Source organism: Altericroceibacterium endophyticum, assembly GCF_009827595.1.
Classification (GTDB): Bacteria; Pseudomonadota; Alphaproteobacteria; order Sphingomonadales; family Sphingomonadaceae; genus Altericroceibacterium; species Altericroceibacterium endophyticum.
Genome location: NZ_WTYT01000003.1, coordinates 133,056 through 146,141 on the forward strand (window position 1 = coordinate 133,056; position 13,086 = coordinate 146,141).

Below are 13,086 nucleotides of genomic sequence, written 5' to 3' on the forward strand. Positions count from 1 at the left end.
TCGATCCATCAGGTTGTTTCCAGCAGACCTTCCTTGGCGATTTTCTCGCGCCAGACCAGCGGGGCCAGATGGTGGACCGATTGCCCGTCTGCATCCACGGCCACCGTCACCGGCATATCCTGCACTTCGAATTCGTAGATCGCTTCCATGCCGAGATCTTCAAAGCCAACGACCTTGGAGCCCTTGATCGCGCGGGACACCAGATAGGCCGCCCCGCCCACCGCCATCAGATAGGCACTTTTGTGATCCGCAATCGCCTTGATCGCCATTTCACCGCGTTCGGCCTTGCCCACCATGGCCAGCAAGCCCTGTTCGAGCATCATGCGGGTGAACTTGTCCATCCGCGTGGCCGTGGTGGGGCCGGCAGGACCAACGATTTCCTCACCCACCGGATCGACCGGGCCGACATAATAGATGACGCGCCCTTTGAAATCGACGGGCAGCTCTTCACCCTTTTCCAGCATCTGACGGATGCGATTATGGGCCGCATCACGCCCGGTCAGCATCTTGCCATTCAGCAGCAGACGGTCGCCATTTTTCCAGCTTTCCACTTCCTCGCTGGTCAGCTTGTCCAGATCGACCCGCTTGGCTTCCACCGGCGGAGTCCATTCCACTTTCGGCCAGGCGGAAAGGTCGGGCGTTTCCAGATAGGTCGGGCCAGACCCGTCCAAGGTGAAATGCGCGTGGCGCGTGGCGGCACAATTGGGGATCATCGCCACGGGCTTGTTGGCCGCATGGCACGGCCAATCGAGGATCTTCACATCGAGAATGGTAGCGAGGCCGCCCAGCCCCTGTGCCCCGATGCCCAATGCGTTGACCTTGTCGAAAATCTCGATTCGAAGCGCTTCAAGGTCGTTTTGCGGACCACGCTGTTTCAGCTGCCCCATATCGATCGGGTCCATCAGGCTTTGCTTGGCCAGCTTCACACAATGTTCCGCCGTACCGCCAATACCAATGCCCAGCATGCCCGGTGGGCACCAGCCAGCGCCCATTTGCGGGATCATTTCCAGCACCCAATCAACGATATTATCGCTGGGATTCATCATCTTGAACTTGGATTTGGCTTCGCTGCCGCCGCCCTTGGCCGCGACATCGACCGAAATCGTATCGCCCGGCACCATTTCCACGGAGAGGACGGAGGGCGTATTGTCGCGCGTGTTGCGGCGGGTGAAGGCAGGATCGGCCAGAACCGACGCACGCAGCTTGTTTTCCTGATTGGTATACGCCTTGCGAACGCCGTCATCGACCACATCCTGCAACGAGCGCGCCGAATCCAGACGGCAATTCTGCCCCCATTTGACGAAGACATTCACGATGCCGGTATCCTGACAGATCGGGCGGTGCCCCTCTGCGCACATGCGGCTGTTGGTCAGGATCTGCGCGATGGCATCCTTGGCCGCCGGCCCTTGCTCCGCCTCATAGGCGTCACCCAGCGCGCGGATATAATCCATCGGATGGTAATAAGAGATATATTGGAGCGCGTCCGCCACGCTCTCGATCAGGTCATTTTCACGGATCGTCACCATGTCGCTCATCGAAGCGCCACTCCTTCTAGTCGATTTCCATGCCCCATAAGCCGGACTCCTGCCTATGGTCAAAGCGCTTGGCCTGCTGCGTCTATCCGCCTAAAGCAGCATCGCTAGCAAAACAGAGAGTTTATTGACGTGACCATTGTGCAAGACCGGCCCGAAAATGACAGCTTCAACGCCGCCCGCAAGGCTATGATTGATAGCCAGCTCAGGACCAGTGGAATCAGCGATACATTCGTTATCCAGCGGATGGGTTCTGTTCCGCGCGAGGATTATGTCCCTGAAAACGCTCGCGGTGTCGCTTATATGGACCGCGCGGTGAAGCTGGCCGATGGCCGTCATCTGGCCGCGCCTGCGGTGCAGGGCTTCATGCTTCAGGAAGCCAAACCCACGCAGTCCGACACATGTCTGGTGGTGGATTGCGGCAGCCAATATCTGACCGAACTGGTCCGCCCCCTGGTGGGACAGTGCGATTCTGTGTCCCCCGAAAATGCCGGCGACGCAATTCCGGGCAAGAATTATTCACTGCTGATTATCGATGGCGCAGTGGAACAGATTCCGCCTCAGCTCGCAGCTGCTCTGGCACAGGACGCGCGGATCGTGACCGGATTGGTGAAGGACGGGCTGACACGCATCGCAGTCGGTCGGAAGACCAAGGACGCCGTCTCGCTTATCCCTCTGGCCGAAATCGGCATGCCTGTTTTGCCGGAATTTTCTGCTCCCAAGAACTGGAGTTTCTGAACGATGCCGGGGAGGGGCGTAAAATTAACTCTGCTGGCTGGTGCCTGCCTGATGTCGAGCGCGCTGTTCAGCGCGCCGGCTCAGGCTGACACGCTGGAAGAGGCGCTGATCAGCGCATATCGCACCAACCCGACCCTTCAGGCTGCCCGTGCGGGGCAGCGCGTTACGGATGAAAACGTACCGATAGCGCGGGCAGATGCCCTGCCCAGCCTCGATGCAACCGGCCAATATGTCGAATTTCTGAAGCAATCCTCGGCCAGCTTTACCGCACCGGAAAGATCGGTGGGGATCAGCGGCAATCTGGGCGTACCTGTCTATTCCGGCGGTGCGGTCAAGAATTCTATCAAGGCGGCGAAAACACGCGTTCTGGCCGGTCGCGCGAACCTCAGAGCGACGGAAAGCTCAGTCTTTTCGCAAGTGGTCGCCGCCTATATGGACGTGATCCGAAGTGAAGCGATTGTCGGCCTCACAAAGAACAATGTTGATGTGCTGTCGGTCAATCTCCAAGCGACCAGCGACCGGTTCGAAATTGGTGATCTGACGCGCACGGATGTGGCCCAGTCAGAAGCCCGTCTGGCTCTCGCGCGCAGCAATTTGCGAACCGCGCAGTCCAATCTGATCGAGGCGCGTGAGCGCTATGTCGAGCTGGTAGGGGTAGCACCTGATAATCTGCAACCGCCGCCGCCGCTTCCGGGCATGCCCGATGCGCCGAATGATGCAGTGGACACTGCCCTGCAATATAATCCCGATCTGCTTTCCTCCCGTGAGGAGGCCAAGGCCTCGGGCTATGATATTGAAGTCGCCGAAGCGGCAAAACTGCCCAAGCTCTCGCTCTTTGCCAGCAGCGATTACACCAATTACCTCGACACTCTGGGCAGCAGCATCCCCGGAACCGCGATAGATCAGGGACAGACATCGGCGCAGGCGGGTGTCCGGCTGACCTTGCCGCTCTATCAGGGTGGACGCCCTGCAGCGCAGGAACGTCAGGCACAGGCCCGCGCATCGCAGGCTCTGGAACGGATCATCGCGACCGAACGCAATGTCATTTCGCAGGTGCGGGCCGCCTATGCCAGCTGGCGCGCCGCTAATGCGATTATCGCGTCAAGCCAGCAAGCGGTTGATGCCGCCAGCCTCAGTCTTGAAGGGGTCCGTGCGGAAAATACCGTCGGCAACCGTTCCATTCTCGATATTCTCAATGCTGAGCAGGAATTGCTCTCCGCACGGGTCGATCTGGTCACCGCCCGGCGCAATGCCTATGTCGCCGGCTTCACTCTGCTGGCCGCGATGGGCCGTGCGGAAGCGCGCGATCTGGGCTTGGGCGAAGATGGCCTGCTGTATGATCCGGTGGTGAATTACGAACGGGTCCATGATCGGATCTGGGATTGGGACAGCGACCCTGATCCGCAGGCGCAAGCAACACGTACCGTTGACATCCCGCCGCAAGACGGGGAAGCTCCCGAGATCAAAAACAGCGTTAAATGAACGGCAGGATTATGCGGCAGGAAGGCGAACCCTCGGTCGAGGAAATTCTTGAATCGATCAAGAAAGTGATCGCCCGCGATAATCGTGCGTCCATGCGCGATAGCGGATCGGCCAGACAGGCACGCGTCGCGGCCGAGACGCATTCCGATGATCAGGGCGACGAAATACTGGATCTGCATGAAGCGGATGCCGTGCCGGATCATGACGATTCAATGGACCATGACGAATCGTCCGCAACATCCGCCGAGTCTCCGCTGACCAATGATCAGGCCGCCAGTGCCATGCGCGAAAGTCTGGCCGCTCTGGCAATGCTTTCCCAACCCAGCGCACCGCCGCAAATCGTGCGTTCGGGTGAAACATCTTTGGAAGGTATGGTGCGCGATATGCTGCGCCCGATGCTGGCACGCTGGCTGGATGACAATCTGCCGGAAATGGTCGAAAAGCTGGTCAAGGCAGAGATCTCGCGGATCGCCGGCAAGCAAGGCTGAGGCCCCGGTCAAAAGCAGGACTTGTTTCCGGTACCGGCGCAGCTAATCTCGCCGTATGAAAAAATTGCTTCTCGGGCTCAGTGCCCTGCCCATGATCACACCGATTATCGCTGCTGCCACACCGGCTCAGGCTCAGCCTGTGACCACTGCCCCCATGACGGCGCAGGATCTGATCAGCCTGCCGCGCGCCGGTGCGCCCATCGTCAGTCCGGATGGCCAGCGCGTGCTTTATACCACCCGCACAGTCGATCCGGAAAGCTTCGAGACCACCACCAGCCTGTGGCTGCTGCCGGTTAATTCGGGTAGGGCCAAGCCTGTCACTGTTACCGGTTTGGAGAAGGCCAGCAGCTTCGCCTTCGGCCCTGACGGCGATCTCTATTATCTTGCCCCCAAGGCAGAAGACGAACCGCCTCAACTATGGAAGGCACCCCTGTCGGCGTCGGGCCTTGTCGGCAAGGCCCGGCAACTCAGCACGTTCACCCGTGACATTGGCGGTTTCAAGCTGTCGCCGGATGGCAAAAAAGTGGCCGTCTGGGCCGAAGTGGCGCGCGATTGCGATGATGTGAACTGCACGGCGGATGACAGCGCGACGGACGACAAAATTGGCTCCGGGCGACTTTACGATGCCTCCGAAGGTTTCGTGCGCCATTGGGACCGTTGGAAAAAGCCCGGCATTTTCAGCCGCGTTTTCACCTATGACGTGTCGGACAGCGGGCTGAGTGATCCGCAGGCGGCCGATGGCCCGGCGGACGCAGAGGCCCTGATCGGTGATACGCCAATTCAGCCCTTTGGCGGTGCGGAAGACATCGCCTGGGCACAGGATTCACAAAGCCTGTTCTTCACCGCTCGCCAAAGCGACCGGATGGAACCGCGCTCTACCAATCTTGATATTTATCGCGCGTCTCTGAACGGCACAGCGCCGACGAATATAACCGCGGACAACGCGGCCACAGACACACTGCCCACGCCATCACCCGACGGCAAATGGCTTGCCTATGCAGCGATGGAGCGACCCAATTATGAGGCTGATCGTCTCGGTCTGCGACTTTACGATATGGCCAGCGGCGAAATATTCAGTCTGGCACAGGACTGGGATCGGTCAGTCGGCTCAATCACCTGGAGCAGTGATGCGAAAAGTCTGATTGTCACGGCTGTCGACGAGCTCGACCAACCAGCCTTCCGTGTGGAAATCGCGACCGGCAAGGTGGAACAGCTTGACCTGATCGACGGCGATGAAGCGCATATCAGCAATATTACCAGTCTTCCTGACGGCGACCTTCTCTTCACACAGGATTCGATGCAGCATTCGGCGGAGATCTATCTGTCGCATGATGATGGCATCGGAAAGCGCCTGACCGATATTGCCTATAGCCAGATAGAGGATTTCGCCCCCATCACGACCGAGCGGTTTACCTTTGCCGGGGCAGGGGGCGACACGGTCAGCGGCTGGATCACCAAGCTGGCCGATAGCGACGCAAAAATGCCGGCGATCCTCTATGTTCATGGCGGGCCGCAGGGGTCATTTTACGATAGCTGGTCCACCCGCTGGAACGCGCGCACCGTGGCCAGTCAGGGCTATGCAGTGGTCGCGATCGATTTTCACGGTTCCACCGGATATGGGCAGGATTTCACCGACAGCATCAACCGTGACTGGGGCGGCAAGCCGCTGGAGGATCTGCAAAAAGGTCTGGCCACTGCGCTGAAACGCGACCCGCAGATCGACGGGTCCCGTGCCTGCGCCATGGGTGCCTCCTACGGCGGCTTCATGATGAACTGGATCGAAGGGCAATGGCCCGACAGGTTCAATTGCCTCGTGCAGCATGACGGCCTCTTCGACATGCGCAGCTTCTACTATACGACCGAAGAATCCTGGTTTCCGCGCTGGGATTTTGGCGGTTCGTATGAAGACGCCAAAGTGACCTATGAACGCTGGAACCCCGTCAACCATGTCGATAAATGGAAAACGCCAATGCTCGTCATTACGGGCGAGAAGGATTTTCGGGTTCCCTATAGCCAGGCCTTAGGCGCCTTTACCGCGCTGCAGGAACGCGACATTCCCGCCAAATTGCTGGTCTTCCCGGATGAGAACCATTGGGTACTGAACCCCGAAAATTCGCTGCAATGGCATGAAACCGTCTTTGACTGGCTCGATCAGTGGCTCAAACCATGAATGCGGACAGAGATCTGGCCAGGGCACAGAAGGCGCTGGCCAAGATTGGCGGCGATGCCATCCATCGGCAGATCTTCCTGTGCTCGATTTCAGAAAAGCAGAAATGCTGCTCTCGGGAGGATGGCAAGGACGCCTGGAACTATCTGAAAAAGCGTTTGAAACAGCTGGGCCTCGCCGGGAAGGGCGGGGTTCAGCGGACCAAGGCCGATTGCCTGCAAATCTGTGAAGCGGGGCCGGTGGCGGTCGTGTGGCCTGACCGTGTCTGGTACCATCACTGCACGCCAGATGTGCTGGAGCGCATCATTCAGGAACATCTGATCGGCGGAAATCCGGTCGAGGAATTCAGGCTTTATCCAGCGGATTGATCATCCGAGGCGGGATATTTGTCCTCGGCCGGATCATGGATCGCTTCATCATGGCCGGTACCACTCGACAGGAAGACCAGACCCATTAGCGCGGACATCAGCACCATCGCGGCGAAAATACCAAGGCCTGTGGCGATGAAAAAGTGAATCGATACCATGCCTGTCTTGGCATAGATTGCCGATAAGGCGATTATAACCGTCAACACGGTTACCCCCACCATGAACTTCATCAAACGCTTGTAACGCGCCCAAGCATGGGCGGAAATATGCGTATTCTCAAGGGGGGAAGGGGGGACCATGCTGCGCACTATACGCCCTCGCTCCGGGTCAGTGCAATCGACTTGATCATCCCAATTTGCAGAAATCACCCAATGCATGGCATTATATCCCGGAATAACAAAACAGTGGGAGAATGCCATGATCATTGCAAATCTGATTCAAGGCCGGGATGTGCCAATCGTCACCTGCGCGGCTGAGGCCTTGGTAGGCGAAGCAGCAAGCCAGCTTGCCCAGAACAGAATCGGCGCCATGCCGGTGATGGAGGGAGAGAGCGTAGCGGGCATCTTCTCCGAACGGGATGTGCTTTACTGTATCGCAAAAGAAGGTGCGGCGACGCTGAACAAGCCGGTTCGTGACGTCATGACCGCCCCTGCCATCAGCGTCGATCCCGCCAGCACAGTGGATGAAGCGCTGTCGCTGATGACCAAGCGGCGCATCCGGCATCTACCGGTGCTCAAATCCGGGCAGCTGCTGGCCTTCATCTCGATCGGCGATCTGGTGAAGTCGAAAATCGAAGAAGCTGAGGCCGAAGCGCGTGAAATGCGCGAATATATTCGCATGGCCTGACCATGTGCGCTTGAGGCGCGGGCATGTCATGCCTACATTCGGTCTATGGCCGAAACATTGACCCTGACCGAATCCGCCGCAAAACGCGTGGCGTGGATTGCCGAAAAACAACAGCGGCCGGCGATTCTTCGCCTGTCTGTTGAAGGGGGCGGCTGTTCCGGTTTCCAGTATAAATTCGACCTCACCGATGGCTCCGAGAGCGACGATTCAGTGAGCGAGACCAACGGCGTGAAGCTGGTCGTCGACCCGGTGAGTCTCGATCTGGTGGCCGGAAGCGTCGTCGATTTCGTCGAATCGCTGGGCGGTGCGGCTTTCCGGGTGGAAAACCCGAATGCGGCGGCCGGATGCGGTTGCGGCTCCAGTTTCGGCATCTGATTTTTCATGCGCATTGCCAGCTTCAACATCAATGGCGTGAAGGCACGCCTGCCGCGCCTGATCGAATGGCTGGAGGAAACCCGCCCGGCCATTGCCTGTTTGCAGGAAATCAAAAGTCAGGATGAAGGCTTCCCCGGAGAAGCCTTCGAAAAAATCGGCTACCAGGCAATCTGGCATGGGCAGAAGGGCTTCAACGGCGTCGCCATCCTGGTTGATGGGGAAACGCCGGTAGAAGTTATGCGCGGACTTCCCGGAGACCCCGAGGACGAGCAATCGCGTTATCTGGAAGCTGAGGCGAAGAATATTCGCGTCTGCAACCTCTATCTGCCCAATGGCAACCCTCAGCCCGGTCCGAAGTTCGATTACAAGCTGGCCTGGATGGAGCGCCTCCGCCAACGCATGACAGAGCTGCTGGCGGATGAGAAGCCGACCATCGTTCTGGGCGATTTCAACGTCATACCTGAAGATAAAGATACCTGGTCCGTGCCCGCCATGCAGGACGACGCCCTGATGCAGCCGAAATCGCGCGATGCCTACCGCACGCTGCTCAACCAGGGCTGGACCGATGCAATTGATACGCTCAATCCGCGCGGCGGTGTCTGGACCTTCTGGGATTATCAGGCTGGCGCGTGGCAGCGGGATCACGGCTTCCGCATCGATCACTTGCTGCTGTCGCCCGAATGTGCAGACCGCCTGACGGCCGCCGGTGTCGATAAAGCCTATCGCGGGCGCGAAAAGGCGAGTGATCACGCTCCGGTATGGGTTGAAATCACCGAATAAGGGGGAAGGGCAAGCCCGTCCGCCTGTTCAAACCAGCACAGCACCACAGGTAAAACAGCCGGCCCCGATCCGGGCCAGCCATTTTAGATCAACGGTAGAAGATGTGACGATCAATCGTCGCGCGGGCGATTTTGTTACGGGCCCAGCGCGGACGAACATAGGTCGCGTGGAAATACAGCGCGTCCTGAGCCTGACTGTCCCACATTTCCTGATGCGCGATAGTGGCGATGGCTTTCGCACGGCGCCAGGCGGCAGATTGAAGCCGCGGCTGCGGGATGCGGCCATTGCGCACGAAAGAGAATTGCGAGCGCTGCGTCACCACGCTGCAGTAGTCATCGGGGAAGCGGTTCGATTCAGTCCGGTTAACAATGACCCTTGCCACTGCCAACTGGCCGGAGAGAGGCTCTCCGCGCGCTTCAAAATAAACCGCACCGGCAAGGCAGCGCATTTCGCGTGAGAGCGCGCCATCGGTCGGGAGCGTTGCCACCAGATCCACCAGGCTCGAAGCCTCGACCGGGGCAATTTCGCTATCTGCCTTTTCTGGCAATGCCTGCACGACAGGGTTTGCGACGAAACGCGGCCCTGCGGCATCATCCGCATCGGTGATGTCAGTCGCCACAGCTTCAGTCAGCTGCGCAGCATCATCCTGCGAATTTTGTGCCATGGCGCCGGAACCTTGTGCGCCAAAAACAATTGCAATCATTATGAACGCTGCGAAGGTAACGGCAGCAGTAACAGATTTGCGGTTCATTCATCCCATTGCTCTAGGCGGTGAGCGAACCTGACACAGGCTGGAGAATACGCTGACCTCGGTAAAATGAGGCGGGAAACAAATTCAGTGTATTTCGTATTCACCTTGGGCCTGCCGGCCGCCCCCCGTCTGCGCGCTAATTCGCCATGGCACTACACCATGGAATAATCGCCTGCGCTGTTCGGAAGATGAGCGCCATTTAGTGCCCCATTTCACGTGGTCAACCCACGTATTGATCCATAGCGATGAACTGCTCCGGATTTTCGGCATCCAGTTCGACGATCCATATATCCGGATCCTGCCGCTTGCGCCGCTGCCAATAATCCGAAAATTCTATTTTATTTTCAGTATCTTGCTTGCGTGTGAGCGTCCATTTTCGGGTGCCATCAAGCTGCGGCATCCGCTCATAGAGACGGCAATTTGTGCCCTTTTCGCAACAGATCACCAGGATAGTGCCAGCATCGCGTTCTCCCTTTGCCAGCACGGTTCCGAAGCCCCCTTGCTGGCCGCAAGACCTTATCATTCCGGAAATTTCGAGATGGGCGGGGACTCGGCCTGTTTCCATGTCAGCCCTTATCAAGATGATAGCCGTGCAGGCTGGAAAGCGGGATTTTGGAACGCATGAAGGTGCCCGTACCGCGGCCGATTTCCTCACCGTGCTGATCCAGCAGGCGTGATTCGGCGACAAACACCCGGCGGCGGCCACTGACCCAGCGCCCCTCGGCCACGACTTCACCTTCTTTCACCGGACTGGTGAAGTGCAGGTTGAATCCAGTAGTGAGCAGGAAACGGTCGGTAACCAGCGTATTCGCCGCGTAAAAGGCCGCATCATCCAGCATCTTGAAATAGATCGTGCCATGCGCAGCGCCGGCGGCATGAAACACGCTTTCATACACGGTGAAACGTATCCGTGCCACGCCATTTTCCGGGATTTCGATGCGCGATTCAAACAAGCGGTTGATCGGCGCTGACGTATAAAGCGCTTCCAGCGCTCGATAATGGAGTTGAGCGCCGCTCTCTGGAAGATCAGGCCGCGTCACGGTCGGTCACATTATCGAGCAGCGCGTAAAGCGTTTCCGCATTTTCAGAACTGCTAAGCCGGTCGCGCATTTTGTCATCCCGCACGAGGCGGGCAATGGCCGCCAGCGATTTAAGGTGGGACATGCCCGATTGTTCAGGAGAGAGAAGGCCGAAGATCAAATCGACCGGAAGGCCATCAGCAGCGTTGAAGTCCACTGGCTCTTCCAGTCTGATAACGCCGGCAACCGGACGCTGCAGACCGGGAATACGCGAATGAGGAATGGCCACGCCGTTACCGAAGCCGGTTGAACCCAGATTTTCCCGCTCCTGCAGCCGCTCGGCTACAAGATCGCTATCGCTGCGATAGACTGATGCCAGCAGTGCCGAAAGTTGGCGCAGCACGTCTTGCTTGTCGGTAGCTGACGCGATCATCACGGCTTCAGGCTTCAGGGAAAAAAGACCATTCATATTTGTTCATTCGTATCAAACGGCACAGCTTATATACGTGCTGAAAGGGCGGCAGTATTATCTGCCGCCCCAGCGAGCAAACCATGTAAAGGGATGCCGTTGGCATAATAACCAGCGCTATTTTGCAGGTTCTACCCATCCAATAGTGCTATCTTCCCGGCGGTACACCATATTATGGCGGCCGGTGCCAGCGTTTTTAAAGAACAACGCATTCGTATGTTGAAGATCGAGCAGCATCACCGCGTCGGATACGCTGACTTCCGGGACATTAATCTGCGTTTCAGCAACCACTGCGGGTGCTTCGCTGGTGATTTCGTCCTGTTCGCGCTCTTCCGCGAAGACCGTATAGGCTGCGTTTTCCGCATCAGCTGCACGCTGCATCTGATTGTGGCGATCTTTCAGACGACGCTTGTAACGGCGCAGCTGCTTTTCGATCTTGTCAGCCGCCTGATCAAAGGCGGGATGCGCTTCCTGCGCCTGGCCGTGACTCTTGAGAATCAGGCCATTCATGACATGCATGACGATATCGCATGAAAAGGCACTCGCGGGTGCTTTACCGAAAGTCACAGAGGAGGAGATCGCGCGACTGAAATATTTCTCGACTATGGCCGACAATCTGTCGGTTGCGTGATCCTGGAGGGCCGAGCCGGTTTCCATTTGATGACCGGATACGCGAATATCCATCAGAAGGTTTCTCCTTATTATGTTTCTCGTTCGCTATGAGACGACGAGCTCTTACTCATTGCGCCCATAGTGGTGAATCTAACGTTTCTAAGAATGCTTTGTGCCGGGAGATTTCCTCCGCACTGGCGGAATGTGGCCGGGCTGCGCGAAATTCACGGCGGCGCGGCTTTACGGTGGTCGTCGAAGTGTCCGACTCTTTCGTTTCAGCTGCCAGTTCCAGCCCAATCTGCCGCCCGCCCGTCAGCTCTACATATACCTGGGCGAGCAATTCAGCGTCGAGCAGTGCCCCATGTTTTACACGGTGGCTGCGATCAATCCCGTAACGGTTGCATAAGGCATCCAGCGTGTGCTTCGCACCCGGATGACGCCGCCGCGCAATCGCGAGCGTATCGACCATCCGTTCAAGCGATATTTCAGGCTGTCCGCAAAAAGCCAGTTCGGCATTCAGAAAGCCAAAGTCGAATTGCGCATTATGCGCAACCAGCGGGGAATCCCCCATAAAGGCGAGCATATCCGCCACGCCATCGGCAAAACGCGGCTTATCTGCCAGAAATGCTTCCGACAGGCCGTGCACCGCCTCTGCTTCAGCCGGCATGGAGCGATCCGGATTATAATAGGCGTGAAAGCTTTCCCCCGTGGGAATACGATTGATCAGCTCCACACAGCCGAGTTCGACCATCCGATCGCCATTACGGGGATCAAGGCCGGTGGTTTCTGTATCAAAGACAATTTCACGCATGGGTTGATTATCCTGCCCGTGCCACACTTACGCAAGAGCGAATGGACCGAATTCGGATCAGTTTGACAGGCTCGTCACCAGCTTTTCTACGGCGGCACGCGTTTCCTCCAGCGTGGTGCCGGTATCGATGATGAAATCTGCCCGTTCCCGCTTCTCCGCATCTGGCATTTGCAGACCAAGGATTTCTGCAAAGCGCTGCTCGGTCATATTCGGCCGGGCCAGCACGCGCGTGCGCTGAACCGCGGCAGGGGCTGACACGACGGCAACAGCGTCAATGTCGCTATACCCCCCCTTTTCGAACAAGAGCGGAATATCGAACACCACCAATGCCGCATGGCCATGTTTGGCCAGAAACGATTCCCGTTCAGCCCGCACCGCCGGATGAACCAGGCCCTCCAACCGGGCGAGGGCCGCCGCATCACCAAACACCTGTGCGCCCAGTGCTGCCCGATCGACCCCTTCGGGGCCAGTTGTGCCGGGAAAGGCGCGTTCGATTACATCCAGTAACGCGCCATCCGGCCCCTGCATCCGGCGCACTTCGGCATCGGCATCGAATACGGGAACGCCGCAATCGCGAAACATCGCCGCCACCGTGGATTTGCCCATCCCGATGGACCCGGTGAGGCCGAGAATGAAGGGGCGGCTCAT

Annotated in this window: 17 protein-coding genes; 8 read left to right on the forward strand and 9 right to left on the reverse strand. The window is 58.0% G+C overall.

Going from position 1 to position 13,086, the window contains the following annotated elements:
- Positions 1–8: 8 nt before the first annotated feature.
- Complete coding sequence (locus tag GRI91_RS07670; RefSeq protein ID WP_160736083.1) at positions 9–1,535, reverse strand: fumarate hydratase; 1,527 nt, start codon at positions 1,533–1,535, stop codon at positions 9–11.
- A 129-nt stretch (positions 1,536–1,664) separates the two neighbouring features.
- On the opposite strand from GRI91_RS07670, the gene GRI91_RS07675 reads away from it, so the two are divergent.
- The 5 genes from GRI91_RS07675 (at position 1,665) to GRI91_RS07695 (ending at position 6,775) form a co-directional block, all read left to right on the forward strand.
- Complete coding sequence (locus GRI91_RS07675; RefSeq protein ID WP_337190334.1) at positions 1,665–2,270, forward strand: protein-L-isoaspartate O-methyltransferase family protein; 606 nt, start codon at positions 1,665–1,667, stop codon at positions 2,268–2,270.
- 51 nt (positions 2,271–2,321) lie between these two features.
- A complete protein-coding gene (locus tag GRI91_RS07680) occupies positions 2,322–3,752 on the forward strand; it encodes a TolC family outer membrane protein (protein ID WP_237437737.1) in 1,431 nt (476 codons plus the stop codon).
- 11 nt (positions 3,753–3,763) lie between these two features.
- Entirely contained in the window at positions 3,764–4,240 is a 477-nt protein-coding gene (locus GRI91_RS07685; RefSeq protein ID WP_160736364.1) for a DUF2497 domain-containing protein, read from the forward strand.
- A 91-nt stretch (positions 4,241–4,331) separates the two neighbouring features.
- On the forward strand, positions 4,332–6,410 hold the full coding sequence (locus tag GRI91_RS07690; protein ID WP_237437738.1) for a S9 family peptidase: 2,079 nt from the start codon (positions 4,332–4,334) through the stop codon (positions 6,408–6,410).
- Positions 6,407–6,775 (forward strand): (2Fe-2S) ferredoxin domain-containing protein, encoded by a 369-nt coding sequence (locus tag GRI91_RS07695; protein WP_160736086.1) that lies wholly within the window; start codon positions 6,407–6,409, stop codon positions 6,773–6,775. Before GRI91_RS07690 ends, GRI91_RS07695 begins: the two co-directional genes overlap by 4 nt.
- Here GRI91_RS07695 and GRI91_RS07700 read toward each other — a convergent pair.
- The gene (locus tag GRI91_RS07700) at positions 6,760–7,194 is read right to left on the reverse strand and encodes a hypothetical protein (RefSeq protein ID WP_337190335.1); all 435 of its coding nucleotides are present in this window, start codon (positions 7,192–7,194) and stop codon (positions 6,760–6,762) included. The two genes, GRI91_RS07695 and GRI91_RS07700, sit on opposite strands and share 16 nt — an antisense overlap.
- Between GRI91_RS07700 and GRI91_RS07705 the strand changes: the two genes are divergently transcribed.
- Genes GRI91_RS07705 through xth form a run of 3 tightly spaced genes read left to right on the forward strand, consistent with a single transcriptional unit; the run spans position 7,193 to position 8,776 of the window.
- Positions 7,193–7,621 carry a CBS domain-containing protein gene (locus GRI91_RS07705; protein ID WP_160736087.1) on the forward strand — a complete coding sequence of 143 codons (429 nt, stop codon included), beginning with the start codon at positions 7,193–7,195 and terminating at the stop codon, positions 7,619–7,621. The two genes, GRI91_RS07700 and GRI91_RS07705, sit on opposite strands and share 2 nt — an antisense overlap.
- A gap of 45 nt (positions 7,622–7,666) precedes the next feature.
- On the forward strand, positions 7,667–7,996 hold the full coding sequence (gene erpA, locus GRI91_RS07710) for an iron-sulfur cluster insertion protein ErpA (RefSeq protein ID WP_160736088.1): 330 nt from the start codon (positions 7,667–7,669) through the stop codon (positions 7,994–7,996).
- A gap of 6 nt (positions 7,997–8,002) precedes the next feature.
- Entirely contained in the window at positions 8,003–8,776 is a 774-nt protein-coding gene (gene xth, locus GRI91_RS07715; RefSeq protein ID WP_160736089.1) for an exodeoxyribonuclease III, read from the forward strand.
- 88 nt (positions 8,777–8,864) lie between these two features.
- On the opposite strand, the gene GRI91_RS07720 is transcribed toward xth, so the two are convergent.
- The 7 genes from GRI91_RS07720 to coaE form a co-directional block, all read right to left on the reverse strand.
- A complete protein-coding gene (locus GRI91_RS07720; RefSeq protein WP_237437739.1) occupies positions 8,865–9,440 on the reverse strand; it encodes a cell wall hydrolase in 576 nt (191 codons plus the stop codon).
- A gap of 307 nt (positions 9,441–9,747) precedes the next feature.
- Positions 9,748–10,092, reverse strand: coding sequence for a DUF1491 family protein (locus GRI91_RS07725; protein ID WP_160736091.1), 345 nt, complete (start codon positions 10,090–10,092; stop codon positions 9,748–9,750).
- A gap of 1 nt (position 10,093) precedes the next feature.
- Positions 10,094–10,567: a hotdog domain-containing protein gene (locus GRI91_RS07730; RefSeq protein ID WP_160736092.1), complete on the reverse strand. Its 474-nt coding sequence runs from the start codon at positions 10,565–10,567 to the stop codon at positions 10,094–10,096.
- The gene (locus GRI91_RS07735; RefSeq protein ID WP_160736093.1) at positions 10,554–11,015 is read right to left on the reverse strand and encodes a PTS sugar transporter subunit IIA; all 462 of its coding nucleotides are present in this window, start codon (positions 11,013–11,015) and stop codon (positions 10,554–10,556) included. The genes GRI91_RS07730 and GRI91_RS07735 overlap by 14 nt, the downstream gene beginning before the upstream one ends.
- Before the next feature lie 117 nt (positions 11,016–11,132).
- Complete coding sequence (gene hpf / locus GRI91_RS07740) at positions 11,133–11,699, reverse strand: ribosome hibernation-promoting factor, HPF/YfiA family (RefSeq protein ID WP_160736094.1); 567 nt, start codon at positions 11,697–11,699, stop codon at positions 11,133–11,135.
- 55 nt (positions 11,700–11,754) lie between these two features.
- Positions 11,755–12,438 carry a DNA polymerase III subunit epsilon gene (dnaQ, locus tag GRI91_RS07745; RefSeq protein WP_160736095.1) on the reverse strand — a complete coding sequence of 228 codons (684 nt, stop codon included), beginning with the start codon at positions 12,436–12,438 and terminating at the stop codon, positions 11,755–11,757.
- A 57-nt stretch (positions 12,439–12,495) separates the two neighbouring features.
- Entirely contained in the window at positions 12,496–13,086 is a 591-nt protein-coding gene (gene coaE, locus GRI91_RS07750) for a dephospho-CoA kinase (protein ID WP_160736096.1), read from the reverse strand.